Source organism: Acinetobacter sp. RF15B (genome assembly GCF_007558235.1).
GTDB classification, from domain to species: Bacteria; Pseudomonadota; Gammaproteobacteria; order Pseudomonadales; family Moraxellaceae; genus Acinetobacter; species Acinetobacter lwoffii_C.
The window spans coordinates 1-15,582 of sequence record NZ_VLSR01000021.1 but is presented as its reverse complement, the minus strand read 5'-3'; the positions used below and the strand labels follow the sequence as shown (position 1 = coordinate 15,582).

At 43.7% G+C, this 15,582-nt stretch carries 13 protein-coding genes and 1 pseudogene; 7 read left to right on the top strand and 7 right to left on the bottom strand.

Annotation, left to right across the window (positions count from 1 at the left end):
- Window positions 1-298: 298 nt before the first annotated feature.
- Entirely contained in the window at window positions 299-1,366 is a 1,068-nt protein-coding gene (gene omp38, locus E2K74_RS12450; protein ID WP_151207964.1) for an outer membrane protein Omp38, read from the top strand.
- Window positions 1,367-1,465: 99 nt separating this feature from the next.
- Window positions 1,466-1,999, top strand: coding sequence for a peptidase C39 (locus tag E2K74_RS12445; RefSeq protein WP_151204513.1), 534 nt, complete (start codon window positions 1,466-1,468; stop codon window positions 1,997-1,999).
- A gap of 54 nt (window positions 2,000-2,053) precedes the next feature.
- Here E2K74_RS12445 and E2K74_RS12440 read toward each other — a convergent pair whose 3' ends face one another.
- From E2K74_RS12440 to E2K74_RS12430, 3 genes are all read right to left on the bottom strand, one after another.
- Complete coding sequence (locus tag E2K74_RS12440) at window positions 2,054-3,520, bottom strand: amino acid permease (protein WP_151207962.1); 1,467 nt, start codon at window positions 3,518-3,520, stop codon at window positions 2,054-2,056.
- A complete protein-coding gene (locus tag E2K74_RS12435; protein ID WP_151207960.1) occupies window positions 3,520-4,554 on the bottom strand; it encodes a methyltransferase in 1,035 nt (344 codons plus the stop codon). Before E2K74_RS12435 ends, E2K74_RS12440 begins: the two co-directional genes overlap by 1 nt.
- A gap of 66 nt (window positions 4,555-4,620) precedes the next feature.
- Entirely contained in the window at window positions 4,621-5,991 is a 1,371-nt protein-coding gene (locus E2K74_RS12430; RefSeq protein ID WP_151207958.1) for a uracil-xanthine permease family protein, read from the bottom strand.
- Window positions 5,992-6,163: 172 nt separating this feature from the next.
- On the opposite strand from E2K74_RS12430, the gene typA reads away from it, so the two are divergent.
- Together typA and mscL are read left to right on the top strand one after the other, a co-directional pair.
- Window positions 6,164-7,999: a translational GTPase TypA gene (gene typA, locus E2K74_RS12425; protein ID WP_151204517.1), complete on the top strand. Its 1,836-nt coding sequence runs from the start codon at window positions 6,164-6,166 to the stop codon at window positions 7,997-7,999.
- A gap of 178 nt (window positions 8,000-8,177) precedes the next feature.
- Window positions 8,178-8,615 (top strand): large conductance mechanosensitive channel protein MscL, encoded by a 438-nt coding sequence (mscL, locus tag E2K74_RS12420; RefSeq protein ID WP_151204518.1) that lies wholly within the window; start codon window positions 8,178-8,180, stop codon window positions 8,613-8,615.
- A gap of 114 nt (window positions 8,616-8,729) precedes the next feature.
- Here mscL and E2K74_RS12415 read toward each other — a convergent pair whose 3' ends face one another.
- Window positions 8,730-9,014 (bottom strand): peptidylprolyl isomerase, encoded by a 285-nt coding sequence (locus E2K74_RS12415; RefSeq protein ID WP_151204519.1) that lies wholly within the window; start codon window positions 9,012-9,014, stop codon window positions 8,730-8,732.
- Entirely contained in the window at window positions 9,011-9,865 is an 855-nt protein-coding gene (gene mutM, locus E2K74_RS12410; protein ID WP_151207956.1) for a bifunctional DNA-formamidopyrimidine glycosylase/DNA-(apurinic or apyrimidinic site) lyase, read from the bottom strand. The genes E2K74_RS12415 and mutM overlap by 4 nt, the downstream gene beginning before the upstream one ends.
- 400 nt (window positions 9,866-10,265) lie before the next feature.
- Between mutM and E2K74_RS12405 the strand changes: the two genes are divergently transcribed.
- Both E2K74_RS12405 and E2K74_RS12400 read left to right on the top strand, forming a co-directional pair.
- The gene (locus E2K74_RS12405; RefSeq protein WP_151207954.1) at window positions 10,266-11,375 is read left to right on the top strand and encodes an NADH:flavin oxidoreductase/NADH oxidase; all 1,110 of its coding nucleotides are present in this window, start codon (window positions 10,266-10,268) and stop codon (window positions 11,373-11,375) included.
- A 59-nt stretch (window positions 11,376-11,434) separates the two neighbouring features.
- Window positions 11,435-12,361: an AEC family transporter gene (locus E2K74_RS12400; protein ID WP_151204522.1), complete on the top strand. Its 927-nt coding sequence runs from the start codon at window positions 11,435-11,437 to the stop codon at window positions 12,359-12,361.
- Between the two features lie 75 nt (window positions 12,362-12,436).
- On the opposite strand, the gene E2K74_RS12395 is transcribed toward E2K74_RS12400, so the two are convergent.
- Both E2K74_RS12395 and E2K74_RS12390 read right to left on the bottom strand, forming a co-directional pair.
- Window positions 12,437-13,237, bottom strand: coding sequence for a tetratricopeptide repeat protein (locus tag E2K74_RS12395; RefSeq protein ID WP_151207952.1), 801 nt, complete (start codon window positions 13,235-13,237; stop codon window positions 12,437-12,439).
- Window positions 13,238-13,553: 316 nt separating this feature from the next.
- Window positions 13,554-14,279, bottom strand: coding sequence for a YgfZ/GcvT domain-containing protein (locus E2K74_RS12390; protein ID WP_151207950.1), 726 nt, complete (start codon window positions 14,277-14,279; stop codon window positions 13,554-13,556).
- Between the two features lie 1,032 nt (window positions 14,280-15,311).
- On the opposite strand from E2K74_RS12390, the pseudogene E2K74_RS12385 reads away from it, so the two are divergent.
- A pseudogene (locus tag E2K74_RS12385) lies at window positions 15,312-15,582 on the top strand (Fe/S-dependent 2-methylisocitrate dehydratase AcnD); the annotation flags it as partial.

Here is a 15,582-nt window from a genome sequence, read left to right as displayed (position 1 = left end):
GTATTGAATATTTCAGAATGTTCAAATAAGCTGTCAAAAAATAAATTGGTACTTAAAATAGGTGATTTGCGCTGTGAAATTGAGTAAAAAATTACCGAATTACAACGGAAATTGTAAGTAATTTTGTCAATAATTTACTTGATTAAATTAATCAAGCACTTGGAAAAATAATAAAGTGTTTGTATGATGCCATGTGAATAGCTTAAAAATAAAACTGGGGTAAAAAAGCCTATCTCAGGGTGGCCTAATATCAGGGCCTGAGCTTGAACAACAATTGTTATCTCTGGAGGATAAATCCATGAAAATGAGTCGTATTGCTTTAGCAATGCTTGTAGCAGCTCCTTTTGCTGCTGCAAACGCAGGCGTAACTGTTACTCCACTAATGTTAGGTTACACATTCCAAGACACCCAGCACAACAACAATGGTGATGATGGTGAACTGACAGCTTCTGGTCAAATGGAAGATGATTTATTTGTGGGTGCTGCACTTGGTGTTGAATTAACTCCATGGTTAGGTTTTGAAGCTGAATATAGCCAAGTAAAAGGCGATATGACAGATCTACCTGGTGCGGAATACAAAGGTCAGAACATTGCAGGTAACTTCTATGCAACTTCTGATGTATTCACTGGTAACTACGACAGCAAAGTTAAGCCATACATGCTTTTAGGTGCTGGTCACTACAAATATGAATTCGATGGTGCTACTGAAGATCAGTTAGGTCGTGAAGGTCGTGGTTTTAAAGAAGAAGGTACTCTAGGTAACGCGGGTATCGGTGCGTTCTGGCACATCAACGATGCATTGGCACTACGTACTGAAGCTCGTGGTACTTACCACTTTGACGAAAAATTCTGGAACTATACAGCGCTTGCTGGTCTTAACGTAGTTCTAGGTGGCCGTCTGAAACCAGCTGCTCCAGTTGTAGAAGTTGCTCCAGTTGAGCCAGTAGCTCCAGTAGCTCCAGCTCCACAAGAGTTGACTGAAGACCTGAACATGGAACTTCGCGTATTCTTTGATACTAACAAGTCAAATATCAAAGACCAGTACAAGCCAGAAATCGCTAAAGTTGCTGAGAAACTGGTTGAATATCCAAACGCAACTGCACGTATCGAAGGTCACACTGACAACACTGGTCCACGTGCATTGAACGAACGTTTATCTCTAGCTCGTGCTAACTCTGTGAAATCTGCACTTGTAAACGAATACAACGTTGATGCAGCTCGTTTGTCTACTCAAGGTTTCGCTTGGGATCAACCGATTGCTGACAACAACACTAAAGAAGGTCGTGCTATGAACCGTCGTGTATTCGCGACAATCACTGGTAGCCGTACTGTACTAGTGGAAGGCGAACAGCAAACAGCTCAATAATTTATTATTGAATGTTAAAAGGCGGCTCATATGAGCCGCCTTTTTTTATATTGATTTTTTGCCTACACTTGTCTTCCTGAAATTGAATTGAGTAAAGACATGAGTGTGGAAATTCCTGAGGATTTGCAAAAGCTGGAGGCCAATAGCGGAATTTTTGCAATCTGGATGATCTTTCATCATTATGGTATCGATTTACATATTCCAGACTTGGTGCAATTGACTTGCCATGATAATGAGATGGGAGCTTCGAGTATTGCATTAGCAGTGGCTTTAAGTACACTCGGATTGGATGTGAATTTCTATACAGAACCCGATCTCGATAAACAGCCGATAGAAGTCGACTTTTATCAGAAAGCCGAAAAACTTAAACTTCCTGTGCACGAGTTTCCTCTTGCTTATGCGGATATTCAAGCTTATGTAGAGCAGGGCACTTTTGTCATTGTGTTTTATGACACTTTAGAGGGTGTGGGAAATCATTCTTTAATTTATGACATTAATGCAAATGAAATCAGCTTCTTTGATAGTTTTGAGCCAATGTCCAAAGAGGTGTTTGAACAGCAGCGCCGGGTAGAGGGGATTTGTCAGCAGGTCATTGTGATTGATGACCGTCATTTTGTCATGCGTCATAATTAATCTAAAATATAAAAAAAAGCAGCTATTTCAGCTGCTTTTTTAGATCACAAGGAATTATTCATTCCGATCAACTTTCATGGGCTGCACATCCATCTCCTGATAGGAAATCAGCTTGGTATTGTATTTCCATTTATAGCCCAGCCAGATGGCCAGAAATAACAGGATGCCGATATAAGTCGACAATACGGCCAGCCATTCTCCTTCCAGAACCGCCTGATAATTCTGACCGAGAACCACAATGGCACAGAGCGTAAATGCAAACCAAGGTGCGAAAGGGAAGAACTTGGCACGATAAGCCAGCTCATCCAGTTTATAGCCTTGTGCAATATAGCCTTTGCGGAAGCGGTAATGCGAAACTGCAATTCCTAGCCAGACAATAAAACCACACATGCCTGACATATTTAATAGCCAGTTAAATACTTGTTCTTCACCGATAAAAGTCGTCAAGAAACATAAGGCAGCAATCGCTGTGGTGGCATAAAGCGCGTTCATGGGTACACCACGAGCATCGAGTAGGCCAAATATTTTTGGTGCACTGCCTTTACGTGCCATATCAAATAACATGCGGGTAGAGGAATACATGCCAGAGTTACCTGCCGATAAAATTGCAGTTAGAATCACGGCATTCATCACACTGGCTGCAAAAGCAAAACCGGCCTGCTCATACAGAAGGGTAAAGGGTGAAAGCGCAATATTATCTGTAGCGGCAGCCTGTAAAAGACGTGGATCATCATAGGCAATCAAGGTGCCGATAATGAAAATACAGACGATATAAAATAGCAAGATACGCCAGAAAATTTGTTTGATGGCAATTGGAATGGTCTTTTTCGGATCTTTGGATTCTCCCGCTGCCACTCCCACCATTTCAGTCCCCTGAAAAGAGAATCCGGCAATCATCGCTACACCAATAAGGGCCGATAATCCACCTACAAAGGGGGCTTCTCCCTTGCTCCAATTTCCAAAGACGCTTACCTCAGGCGTCATCATAATTTTGAAAATCATAAAGATGCCAATGATGATGAACACGATAATGGCAAGAACCTTAACCAGCGAGAAAAGGAATTCAGATTCACCAAAACCTTTAACGGTCAAGGCATTAATTCCAAAGACCACAGCCAGGAAAATGGCGCTCCAATAGAAGCCGGGAATATCCGGAAACCAGAATTTCATAATGAACTGAACTGCAACCAGTTCAAAAGCAACAGTAATTGCCCAGTTGTACCAGTAGTTCCAGCCCAGTGCAAAACCAAAACCGCCTTCTACATATTTGGTGCCGTAGGTGAAAAATGCACCAGATGTCGGGTTGTGTGTGGCAAGTTCGCCTAAGCTGGTCATCAGAAAGTAAATCATGATGCCGATTAAGGCATAGGCCATGAGCGCACCCCCAGGGCCGGCATTTGCAATAGTTGCTCCTGAGGCCAGGAACAAACCGGTACCAATGGAACCGCCGATGGCAATCATGTTCAAATGACGAGCACTCAGCTTACGCTGCAGCTGTGGACTGTGTTGAGTTTCGCTCATCATGATTCCTTAAAGTTTTTTTGAGTGCTGGCAAACAGCACTTTAAAGCCGCTTTGATCCGCTTTAACCGTACACTGACCAAAACTTTGCTCAATTAAAGTTGGGTAATTTAAGAAGCGGTTCGCCACAATCCATAATTCACCACCGGACTTGAGGTGGCGACGTGCAGTCTTGCACAGGTTCTCGCTGGCATCATAATGTGTCTGGATCCCTTGGTGAAAAGGAGGATTACTGACAATGGCATGTAAAAATAGCGGTGCATCTTCAATACCCGAAATGGCTTTGATTTCAAGCTGCTGCGGGCTTAGCTGATTTTTCTCGAAGGTCATTTGTGTAGAGGCTAATGCAAACGCATCTACATCCAGTGCAAAAATCCGATTTTCTGGATTCAGTTTGGCCAGATAGGCGCTCATCACACCGGCCCCACAGCCAAAATCAGCAATCTTGCCTGAGCTAACCTGACTCAGATAAGGAAGAAGTACCGCAGTTCCTACATCCAGGCGATTTTGGCTAAACACGCCTGGAAGGGCGCACACCGTTAACTCTCCTTTAGGAGTCGGAACTGTATAGGTCTGAGCCCAGTCTGCCAAAGTTTTCGCTTCGACCGCGCAGTCTAAGGTTAATTGCCATAGTTGGCAATGACGCGCGCTATCGAGTTTAATGGCTTTACCATAGGCTTGTAATTGCTTTGCTGCCCGTTCTACGCCGCCTTTCTTTTCGCCCACCAGAAAGATACTGCTTCCCTGTTTAAGCTGTACGGCCAGGTTATGAAGCAAATAATTGAGTAATTCTTTGGATTTGGGAACAAAGATAACAGCTTGATCAAATTCTCCTGCAGGAATTTCAGTGCCAAAATGGACCTCTGCCTGCCGTCCTTGAAAATACTGGTAATCATTAAAGTTCCATGTCCAGATTGAGGGCTGGATCGACTCACCAAACTCAGCAAGAAGCTCATCGGTCGGTGCATTCAGTAATAAAATCCGACCTGACAAATAATCGTATTGTCTTAATAAAACTTCGCTTTTAGGATCCATAGATCTTTCTCCAATAGAAAAAACACTGTCCAAGTGGGGCTTAAACAGTGTTTTCTGGACATGCAATTACTTCTTTGTTTCTGGAAGTACAATATTTAAAATAAGTGCAGCAATACCGCCGGTCGCTACGCCAGAACTAAAAATATTACGGAATAGTTCAGGTAAATGTTCCAGGATTTGCGGTACTTGTGCAACACCCAGACCAAGTGCTAGAGAAATCGCAATGATCAGCAGGGCACGACGGTCTAAATGGACGCCAGACAGAATATTGATCCCTGATGCAGCCACGGCACCGAACATCACCATCACGGCGCCCCCTAATACGGCTTGTGGAACAGCCTGAATAACACCAGCGACAGCAGGCAATAAACCCAGAATCACCAGAAGGGCTGCAATCCAGATACCAACGTAACGGCTAGCCACACCAGTCAGCTGAATGACGCCATTATTTTGCGCAAAGACCGAACTCGGGAAAGTGTTAAAGATGCCGGCAAGCAGTGAGTTGGCACCATTGACCAGAACACCGCCTTTAATACGTTTCATCCATTCTGGACCATCGACAGGTTGGTTTGACAGCTTAGAAGTTGCCGTAATATCCCCAATCGCCTCCAGCGAGGTTACCAGGTAGATAAATGCCATAGGAATAAACAGGCTCCAGGAGAAGTCCAGACCAAAGTGCATTGGGGTCGGAATTTGAACCAGGGGGGCATCTTTGAGACCGGAAAAATCCAGGTGACCCATGAAGCCTGCCAGAATATAGCCGGCCACCAGTGCAATGAGAATGGCAGAGCTTTTTACCCAGGTAATACGTGCCCGGTTCAAGATAATAATCAGGGCCAGCACGGTGCATGACATGATGAGGTTGTCGGCATTGGCAAAAGTTTTATCGCTCATGGCCTGATAACCGCCCCCCATACTGATCAGACCTTCTTTGATTAAGGTCAAACCAATCAGCAACACCACAATTCCGGTAACTAACGGGGTAATCAGTTTTTTAATCCAGGGCAGAATTTGTGAAACGCCCATCTCAATGAAGGCACCTGTAATGACCACACCGAAAATAGCCGCCATTACTGATTCGACCGGTGTGCCCGCCGCCACCATGGCAGAACCAATCCCAATAATAGGACCAATAAAATTAAAACTGGTTCCTTGCACAATTAGCAGGCCGGCACCAAATGGGCCAACTTTTTTAGATTGTAGAAATGTAGCGATCCCCGAAATGACCAATGACATGGATAAAATCATGTTGGTATCTTCTTTCGACACACCCAGTGCCAGGCAGATGAGTAGGCCGGGGGTCACAATCGGGACAATAATTGCCAGGAGATGCTGGAAAGCGGCTAAAAAAGCAATAAAAGGTTTAGGACGATCTTCCAGGCCATACACCAGGTCAAGTTGATCTTTTGAAGGGGGAGATTGATTAAAATCAGACATGTGTCAAAGAAAATTAAGGCTGAGTGGCGCTATTCTAATCGAGTTACACGCCTTTACAAACTAAATGGGGACATAAGGAGAAAAAAATTAGTCCTGTAAATAAACAGCCACTATAAAAAATTAGTATTTTTCTGTATAATCTGCCCTCAAATTACATACGCATTGAATTTACATGTCAGATATTAAAACTCTCCGTAACATCGCCATTATTGCGCACGTCGATCATGGTAAAACTACTCTTGTAGACAAACTTTTGCAACAATCAGGTGCTCTCGGTGATCGCGCGGGTGAGATTGAGCGTGTCATGGATTCGGGTGCTATCGAAAGTGAACGTGGTATTACCATTCTCGCAAAAAATACTGCAATCAAATGGTTAGACAAACGTACTGATACTGAATACCGCATTAACATTGTGGACACCCCGGGACACGCCGACTTCGGTGGTGAAGTTGAACGTGTAATGTCGATGGTTGACTGTGTACTGCTTCTGGTTGACTCTCAGGAAGGTCCAATGCCGCAAACACGTTTTGTGACAGCAAAAGCCTTTGCGAGCGGTCTAAAGCCAATCGTGATCATCAACAAGGTTGACAAGCCAAGCGCGCGTCCAGACTGGGTTATCGACCAGGTATTCGATTTGTTCGATAATCTGGGTGCTTCTGACGAACAGTTAGACTTCCCGGTTGTTTATGCTTCAGGTCTTCGTGGTGTAGCGGGTCCTGCTCCGGATGAATTGGCTGAAGACATGACTCCGTTGTTCCAAACGATTGTAGACATCGTTGAACCACCAGCGGTTGACGTTGATGGTCCGTTCCAGATGCAAGTCTCTTCACTGGACTATAACAGTTTCGTAGGTGTTATCGGTGTTGGTCGTATCCAACGCGGTTCGATCAAATTAAATACGCCAGTTACTGTTATTGATAAAGAAGGTAAGACGCGTAACGGCCGCATCCTGAAAATCATGGGTTATCATGGTTTAGATCGTGTGGATGTTGAGTCAGCATCTGCGGGTGATATCGTTTGTGTAACAGGTATCGATGCATTAAATATTTCTGACACGATTTGTGATCCGAAAGCTGTTGAAGCACTTCCTCCGCTTTCTGTGGACGAACCTACAGTGTCGATGACCTTCCAGGTCAATAACTCACCATTTGCTGGTAAAGAAGGTAAATTCGTTACTTCACGTAATATCCGTGAACGTCTAGACCGCGAATTGATTCATAACGTCGCATTACGTGTTGAAGATACTGACAGTCCGGACCGTTTTAAAGTGTCTGGTCGTGGTGAGCTGCATCTTTCTGTGTTGATCGAAAACATGCGTCGTGAAGGCTTCGAGATGGGTGTATCTCGTCCGCAAGTGATCATGAAAGAAATCGACGGTGAAATGCAAGAACCGTACGAAAACGTGACTTTCGACGTCGAAGATCAGCACCAAGGTGCTGTAATGGAACAAATGGGTCACCGTAAGGGCGAGTTAACCAATATGGAAGTTGACGGTAAAGGCCGTATCCGTATTGAAGCAACGATCCCTTCACGTGGCTTGATTGGTTTCCGTTCTGAATTCATGACCATGACTTCTGGTACAGGTATCATGACTTCAAGCTTCTCGCATTATGGTCCGGCGAAAGCAGGTACTGTTGCGAAACGTCAAAATGGTGTGCTGATTTCTATGGTTCAAGGCACTTGCTTGGGCTATGCATTATTCACCCTACAAGATCGTGGCCGTCTATTTGCTAAACCGCAATTAGAAGTTTATGAAGGTATGATCATTGGTATTAACTCTCGTTCTGATGATATGACAGTTAACCCGACCAAAGCAAAACAGTTAACGAACGTACGTGCATCGGGTACTGACGAAGCCTTGACGCTGACGCCAGCTATCGAATTCACACTTGAGCAAGCGCTTGAATTCATTGAAGATGACGAACTGGTTGAAGTAACACCGAAGTCAATCCGCATTCGTAAGCGTTACCTGACTGAAAACGAACGTAAACGTAATCGTGATAAGTAATCTTTAGACGATTTATCAGATTAAATGAACCGTAATCTTCCTGGAGATTACGGTTTTTTTATTTTTGGATAGCATCCAAGCGTAATTTACCAAAACCCAGTAAATTAAATAAAAATCAAAAGTCCTGCCTCATGTATAATTCAGGACAAAACTTGATAAGAGTAGGTTGAAATAAGTTATGAGTATTCTTCAGGAATTTAAGGAATTTGCTGTTAAAGGCAATGTGATGGACCTGGCGGTTGGTGTAATCATTGGCGGCGCTTTCGGTAAAATTATTGATTCCGCGGTTGCTGATTTAATTATGCCTTTTATCAGCTGGATTCTAGGTGGAGATGTTGATTATTCAAACTGGTTCCTGGTACTGGGCGATAATCCAAATAACATTACTAATCTGGCAGCCGCAAAAGAAGCTGGTTTAAATATCTTTGCCTATGGTAACTTTTTGACGATTCTGATTAATTTCATTTTATTGGCTTGGGTGGTATTCTGGCTGGTTAAAGTGATGAACAAAATGCGCCGTAAGCAAGAGGCGGAGCCAGCACCTGCAGCAACCCCGGAAGATATTGCATTACTGCGTGAAATTCGGGATGAGTTGAAAAAGCGTCCTGAAGCTTAAGAGCTTGGGGCCTATATAAAAAACGGCGCGTGGGGCGCCGTTTTTTTATGCAAATGCTCATTTTTATCACTCAAAAGCTCTTTCTCTGCCACCAGTAGGAGGAAGAAGCCGGGCTTAAAAATCCATCCGGAATTTAATTTCCAGCAAGTGCCAGCCGAACTGACTTTTGATTGGGCCATGTAATTCGCGTTCTGGCAAACTAAACACGGCCTTATCTATTGGCCCAACCAGTTGGCCTTTTTTTACATCACCGAGTTCACCGCCTTTTTTTCCGGATGGACAAGTGGAATGTTGTTTGGCAATTTTGGCAAAGTCTGCACCGCCTTTAATTTTCTTTTTCAGTTGCTCGGCAGTGTCTTTATCTTTAACCAGAATATGACGGACGATAGCGGACTTCATGTTTTATTCCCCTGCATCACTGGCTTCGCAGCTAGCTTAACTGTTTTTAACGGCTGGCATTGTGGACAGAATACCGATGCACGCTGTCCCAGTTTGAGATTTTCAAGGGGGGTTTCACAGTTGACACACATCTCACCGGCACGGCCATAGGCCAGCAAGGTCTGCTGGAAATAACCGTTTTCACCCATGGCATTGGTATAGTCTTTGAGTGTCGAGCCACCGAGCTCAATCGCCTGCTTCAGAATGCGCTTGATTTCAAGGACCAGTTTTTCAACTTGACTTGGGCTTAGGTCTTTGGCGGGCTGGGCCGGATGAATGCCAAGATTAAACAGGCTCTCGGTTGCGTAGATATTGCCAACGCCCACCACGACATGGTTATCCATGATGGCAACTTTAATCGCAGTGTTTTTATTTTTTAATTTTTGCGCTAAATATGCAGCATCAAATGCTTCACTTAAAGGTTCAGGACCTAAAGTATCAATCAACTTCGTTTGTGAATACTCATCTAGCCACAAAATACAGCCAAAACGGCGAGGGTCGTGATAACGTAATTCAAAATCTTCAAACTGGATAATTAAATGGTCATGTTTACGTAATTCTTCATGCGGTTCACAGAGGCGAAAACTGCCTGACATGCCCAGATGCCAGAGCATACTGTCGTTTTCAAACTCAGCCAGAATATATTTGGAACGACGGTTTAGTCCGATCAGACGCTGACCTTGCAATTTGGCCAGATCATTTGGAATCGGCCAGCGTAGGCTTGGCTGTCGTACTTCGACACGTAGCACTTTTTGCTCAACTAAGGGTAATAAACTGGTTTTAGTGGTTTCAACTTCTGGTAATTCAGGCATAACACATCAGCAACAGGAGAATGGTATTAATATTGGGTGATTTGAAAGGGATTGCAAGTGAATCACGTTGGGGTGTGAGAAAAATGACCGATCATTGCCGACTTAGTGCATTTTAAAATAGTGTGATGTTTGAATAGGTATTTATACTTTTTAATCACAAAGGATAAAAAAGACTGGAATTTAAAATTCATGCAATGCCGGGGCTGATATCAGCTTCGAACCTGCACGAGCTGGTGAATCCAGGTGCTACAAAAAATAAGGATGATATGCCGGTCCTGGGACTCAGTCGCCGTATCATCTTTTAAAAAAGCAGCATTCACGTTATAAATAACCAGGTCTCAATGGCCTGTTTATCAGTTTTGCCTGACCCTGATTGAAAATGAATAAAAAGGAAGAACCCATGACATTATTATTTCAGCCTCTCCAGTTCGGTGCATTAGGACTCAGCAATAAAATTGTCATTGCACCCATGTGTCAATATTCTGCAACGGATCAGGGTGAAATTACTTATTGGCATGAACAGCAGTGGGCGAGTTATGCACTTTCCGGTGCGGGGCTATGTATTGTAGAAGCGACGGCCGTGCAGCCCGAGGGGCGGATCAGCTATGCCGATCTGGGATTATGGAATGATCGGCAGGCGGAGCAGATCAAGACGTTGCTGACCAAAGTCAAATCCATCTCGCCTATACCATTTGGTATTCAGCTGGCGCATGCCGGCCGCAAAGCCTCTACTGACAAGCCCTGGTCAGGCCAAGGGCAGTTCAAGCCCGATGAACCGCATGGCTGGCAAACCGTATCTGCCAGTAGTATTCCTTTTCAGGCAGATGAGCATCCTCCTAAAGCACTGAGCGAGCTGGAAATCCAGCAGGTCATTTCTGACTTTGCACACAGTGCCAAACGTGCCGTAGACGCTGGATTTGATCTGGTTGAGTTACATGCTGCGCATGGTTATTTATTGCATCAATTTCTGTCTCCACTGTCGAATCAGCGTACAGATCAATATGGTGGTTCATTGGAAAATCGTATGCGTTTGACTCTAGAAGTGTTCCAGGCGATGAAAGCAGTCGTTCCGGCAGGCTATCCGGTGGGTGTGCGTATTTCAGCAACAGACTGGATTGAAGAAGAGCCAAGCTGGGATATTAATGCCTCTATTGAACTATCTAAAGCTTTGGAAGCTCTGGGAGCTGCCTATATTCATGTGTCCAGCGCAGGCCTGCATATAGCGCAAAAAATCGATATAAAACCAAGTTATCAGGTGCCTTTTGCAGCAGCAATTAAGCCCCAAGTCCAGATTCCGGTGATTACTGTGGGGCTGATTACTGATGCTGAACAGGCTGAGGAGATTTTACAGAAGGATCAGGCCGATGCCATCGCGATTGCCCGGGCCATTTTATATGATCCACACTGGCCTTGGCATGCAGCTGCCCAATTGAAACAGGAAATTAAAATTTCACCCCAATATTTACGTTCTGCACCTCATGGGCTAAATGGTTTATTTAAGCCTTTTTAAAGCCTGTTTCCCCGTACCAGGGCCTATAATCATGCTTCATTTGCAACAGGTTTTTTCATATGATCTTTTCGGTCATTGTACCCATCTTTCTCTTGGTGGGGTTGGGCTACCTCAGTGTGAAATGTCAAATCTTAAAAAAAGAACAGGTTGATACAGTCGGCGCTTTTGTTATTAAAGTGGCTTTGCCCTTGCTGTTCTTTCAAGTTCTGTCTTCTAAAGACCTGCATGAAATCTGGTATTTTGAATACTTTATGGTCTATAGCACGGTTACTTTAGTGCTGTATGCGACAGGTTTCTGGATAATGCGTTGTCATTTCCAGAATAGTTTTTCACATAGTGCGATTTTGTCTCTGGGTTCAGCCATGTCCAATACCGGGCTGATCGGGACGGCTATGCTGACCTTGCTGGTCGGACCACAGGCCCTGACCTATACTTCTCTGGTCGTTATTATTGAAAGCATGCTGCTGCTTCCTATGGTACTGGTATTGGCGGCAATGGGTAGTCAGCAGCAATCCAATCTGGGTGGTATTTTTAAAAGTACCATCTTGCCGCTTTTTAAAAACCCCTTATTTGTCGGAGTCATACTGGGCATCAGCTGTGCCGTATTCGAGATCCGGGTGCCGGTTTATCTTGATCAGGTTTTTGCCATGATAGGACAAACCGCTTCACCGCTGGCACTCTTTGTGATTGGCGGCGGAATTGTGGGTACCAGTCTGAAATATGTAAATGTAGAAAGCTGTTATCTAGTGTTTTCCGGCAATATCCTGATGCCTTTACTGATGTATCTGGGGCTCAGCCAGCTGACCAGCTTAAGTCAGGAAATGATCTATGCTGGGACTTTAATTGCAGCCCTGCCGATGCCCACCTTGTATGGCATGTTGGGGCAGGCTTATGGTTTAAAGGAACGGACTTTAACTCCCTTATTGATGAGTACTATTGCAGGTTTTATTGTCGCCAGTGGACTGATTACCTTATGGTGGAGCTAAAAGCTGATATTCAAGAAAACGTCCGCATCAAAAAAGCTCCTGTTGGAGCTTTTTTAAGAACTGAAGAAAAAGGGATTAGCTTTTTTTCGCCGGTGCTTTTTTCTGCTCCGCAATCATTTTATCCACTGTGGCCAAGGACTCTTTGGCTTGTGGAATATTTTCCTTTGCCAGTGCCGCAAAGATTTTTTTCGCTTCAGGCAGGTTTTGCGGCACGATGCTGCCATTGGCAAACATGTTGGCCACTGCCATCAGGGCAGGGATATAGCCTTTTTTAGCCAGATCCTGAATACTGCTCAGCCCTTGCTGAACCGGCTTTTCATCTTTATTTTTAAAACCCAGACTGATGTCATATAGTGCCTTGGCATGAATTGCCTGCAAATTACCTTTATTCAGCAGAGGCTGTAATTTTTGCAGGGCACTTTTGTCAGAGGCGGGTTTACCTTCTGCAAACAGCAGCACAGCCAGATCAATGGTCGCATCATCAAAATTTGCAGCTGATGCTTTTTCTAAATGCTGTTTGGCTTTGGTCAGATCCTGTTTTAAGCCTAAAGTGCCAGCAGCATAGTTTTTTCCAAGGACATAGTTCGCAACCGGATAGCCTTTGCTGGCAGCCTGTTCATACAGCTGAACGGCCTTTTTCTCGTCTTTGACAGTCCCTTGGCCAGATTGTGTTAAATAGCCTAAGTTGTATATGGCCTGAGCATTTCCCTGACTTGCCAGCTTGTTTAAGGCCTCATAGGCGCCCTTAAAATTATTGGCTTTAACCATTTCTTCAATTTTAGTAAATTGTGGATCAACTGGAACAGCAGCAGTATTGGCCAGCGTGAATTGTGCAGAAACTGCAAGAATTGCAGCGAGTACTAACTTTTTCTTCATGGTTCCTATAACCTTAATGTTTTTTACACCTGATTCCATGGTGTGGTTTTAATCATTGTCCTTCCATCATAAAAGGATTTTGGACTTTGTAAATAAGGAATTTGTCACGAAATAAAAAACAGTTGTTTGACTGGTAAATAATTTAAAATTAGGCATTAATCTGTATTTTTAGCATCAATTATGCATCGATTTTATCTTTAAAGTCTGCAGATATTCCCTGAATACACAGTTAAAAAACAAGATTAAACGAGAAACAGAAACTAAAAAGCCAAGCGTAGGGGCTTGGCTTTTTGGATGAGTTTTAAAATAAAAGCACTTACTGCGGACGCGCCACATCGCCACTTAAGCTTTCAGGTAAATCTAAAACCGTGACATCCAGTTCAGCCAAAGCTTCAGGGCGGGCAACCACCAGTGCAATATAGCCATTTTCACATGTGGTACTGTTGACCACCTGAACACCTCGATTTAACTGTTCAGCTTGTGCAGGCGCAGGGCCTGTACCTTGAATGAGATGCAACCAGGCTTTTGGTTTGGCTTTAAACCACAGGCGTGCCACCACTTCCTGACCTAAATAGCATCCTTTGTCGTAATTCACCCCTTCACGCTGATGCAGACGCAATTCCTGCGGCTGAAACTCTCCGGCAATATCTGCTTCAATCCAAGCTTGTCCGGCTCGAATAGCTTGCTGTTTCCACAGGGCAATATCAGCTTCAGCCGGGGAAAATTCAGTATGCTCACCGTGTAAAGTCGGATAAACCGTGCCGACTTCTTCCAGTTTCATTTTTGAAAAAGCCCCGAATTTTTTAATATGTTTGGCAAATTCTTCGGCTTGGTCTTGGGTGGTGACAATTTCAAAGCTTTCTGAATTGATTTTCTTTAGCCACAACCCAAACTGAATACGCCCTTTTAAGCTACAGATGGCAGTATAACGCGTCTGGTTTTCGGCTAATGCTTCAGTATTTAAAGTCACTTGACCCTGAAGGAATTTTTGCGCATCTACACCATTTAGAGTGAAGAGTATAAAAGCAGTAGATGTTGCCATGTTTAGCCTCTGGGTATAGTTTCACAAATCATTAATCCTGATATTTTGCAACATACAGGGTAGATAGGCAAACAAAAAGCCCATATTGCTCTAGGCTGAATAAAACTTGTAAAACTGCTCATTAATAAACACGGTTGGGCCTAGGATCTGCGGTCATAGGCAAGCTCATAGGATGAGAGGGCAGTTTGCGGTTATAGTCAAATGTGTCCGCAGATCCGCATAATTTCCATCATGCCCCGAGCTTCATGATCTAAAAGATGCAAAACAGAAAGTATAAGGTAATTGATCGATAGTTAAACCATCGTGGGCAGTTGTCGTGACAGGAAGAAATTTAAGCTGATCAAAATCATTTTTTTCAGTTTCTGGTCCGACATTGTGAACAGGCTGCAATAGTTTGTTGGACCATTCTTTGAGGATTAGGCTCAAGACATCACGAACGCCGGCTCGAGATGTGTGCTTGGCTAATCCCTAGGAGTTAGGATTATTCAATTCGGTATAATCTTCTATTCGATACAACCATTTGAATTGGTCTTGGTTGATGTATTGGTGGTATCTGCACAAACGTATTGAATTTTTTGAACACCAGAATTTTTTCACTGGAAGTATGAGCGTGGTTTTATCTTGCCACAGAATAACTATACGGCCCGAAGCCGCCAGTTCGCCATTTTCATTTTTTTGAAGGCTAGAAATACTGGGGTAAATATAAAAAATATAGATTTTATAAATGCTAATCTAAGATGCTTAAAAGGTTTATTTAAATATATAGAATTCAATTAATTTTACTTCAGCAAATCGATCTCATACTAAAGAATAGGAAGGAAATGCTAAAATTGCTTAAAAAAAGAACATTTAGAGCGGATATTCTAAAAAATATATAACAAAATGTTGCTGAAATGCGGATTTTTGCAACTAAGTATATGAAATATAAGTGATTTGGGAGGTGGCTTTTCGGCAGTGTACTATGCCACTTAAGCGATGGTCATTTGTAACAACAATGATATAGGAAAAAATGATGCAAGAGGCAGGTAAGCTATGAACAAAAAATATCGTAAACCGCTGCAAGGCACCCCGCTGGAATATTATGACGTGCGCCAGGCTGTGGAAGATATCCAGCCAGGCGCCTATGCCACACTTCCCTATACCTCCAAAGTACTGGCCGAGCAGCTGGTGCGCCGTTGTGATCCCGCGATTCTTGAACAGTCGTTAAAAGAACTGATTTACCGTAAACAGGATCACGATTTCCCCTGGTATCCCGCCCGCGTGGTCTGTCATGACATTCTCGGTCAAACTGCACTGGTTGACC

What these genes read in the sequence shown, in the direction of transcription:
- omp38 (WP_151207964.1), top strand. Translation starts at nt 299, where the DNA reads ATGAAAATGAGTCGTATTGCTTTAGCAATGCTTGTAGCAGCTCCTTTT.
- E2K74_RS12445 (WP_151204513.1), top strand. Translation starts at nt 1,466, where the DNA reads ATGAGTGTGGAAATTCCTGAGGATTTGCAAAAGCTGGAGGCCAATAGC.
- E2K74_RS12440 (WP_151207962.1), bottom strand. Translation starts at nt 3,520, where the DNA reads ATGAGCGAAACTCAACACAGTCCACAGCTGCAGCGTAAGCTGAGTGCT.
- E2K74_RS12435 (WP_151207960.1), bottom strand. Translation starts at nt 4,554, where the DNA reads ATGGATCCTAAAAGCGAAGTTTTATTAAGACAATACGATTATTTGTCA.
- E2K74_RS12430 (WP_151207958.1), bottom strand. Translation starts at nt 5,991, where the DNA reads ATGTCTGATTTTAATCAATCTCCCCCTTCAAAAGATCAACTTGACCTG.
- typA (WP_151204517.1), top strand. Translation starts at nt 6,164, where the DNA reads ATGTCAGATATTAAAACTCTCCGTAACATCGCCATTATTGCGCACGTC.
- mscL (WP_151204518.1), top strand. Translation starts at nt 8,178, where the DNA reads ATGAGTATTCTTCAGGAATTTAAGGAATTTGCTGTTAAAGGCAATGTG.
- E2K74_RS12415 (WP_151204519.1), bottom strand. Translation starts at nt 9,014, where the DNA reads ATGAAGTCCGCTATCGTCCGTCATATTCTGGTTAAAGATAAAGACACT.
- mutM (WP_151207956.1), bottom strand. Translation starts at nt 9,865, where the DNA reads ATGCCTGAATTACCAGAAGTTGAAACCACTAAAACCAGTTTATTACCC.
- E2K74_RS12405 (WP_151207954.1), top strand. Translation starts at nt 10,266, where the DNA reads ATGACATTATTATTTCAGCCTCTCCAGTTCGGTGCATTAGGACTCAGC.
- E2K74_RS12400 (WP_151204522.1), top strand. Translation starts at nt 11,435, where the DNA reads ATGATCTTTTCGGTCATTGTACCCATCTTTCTCTTGGTGGGGTTGGGC.
- E2K74_RS12395 (WP_151207952.1), bottom strand. Translation starts at nt 13,237, where the DNA reads ATGAAGAAAAAGTTAGTACTCGCTGCAATTCTTGCAGTTTCTGCACAA.
- E2K74_RS12390 (WP_151207950.1), bottom strand. Translation starts at nt 14,279, where the DNA reads ATGGCAACATCTACTGCTTTTATACTCTTCACTCTAAATGGTGTAGAT.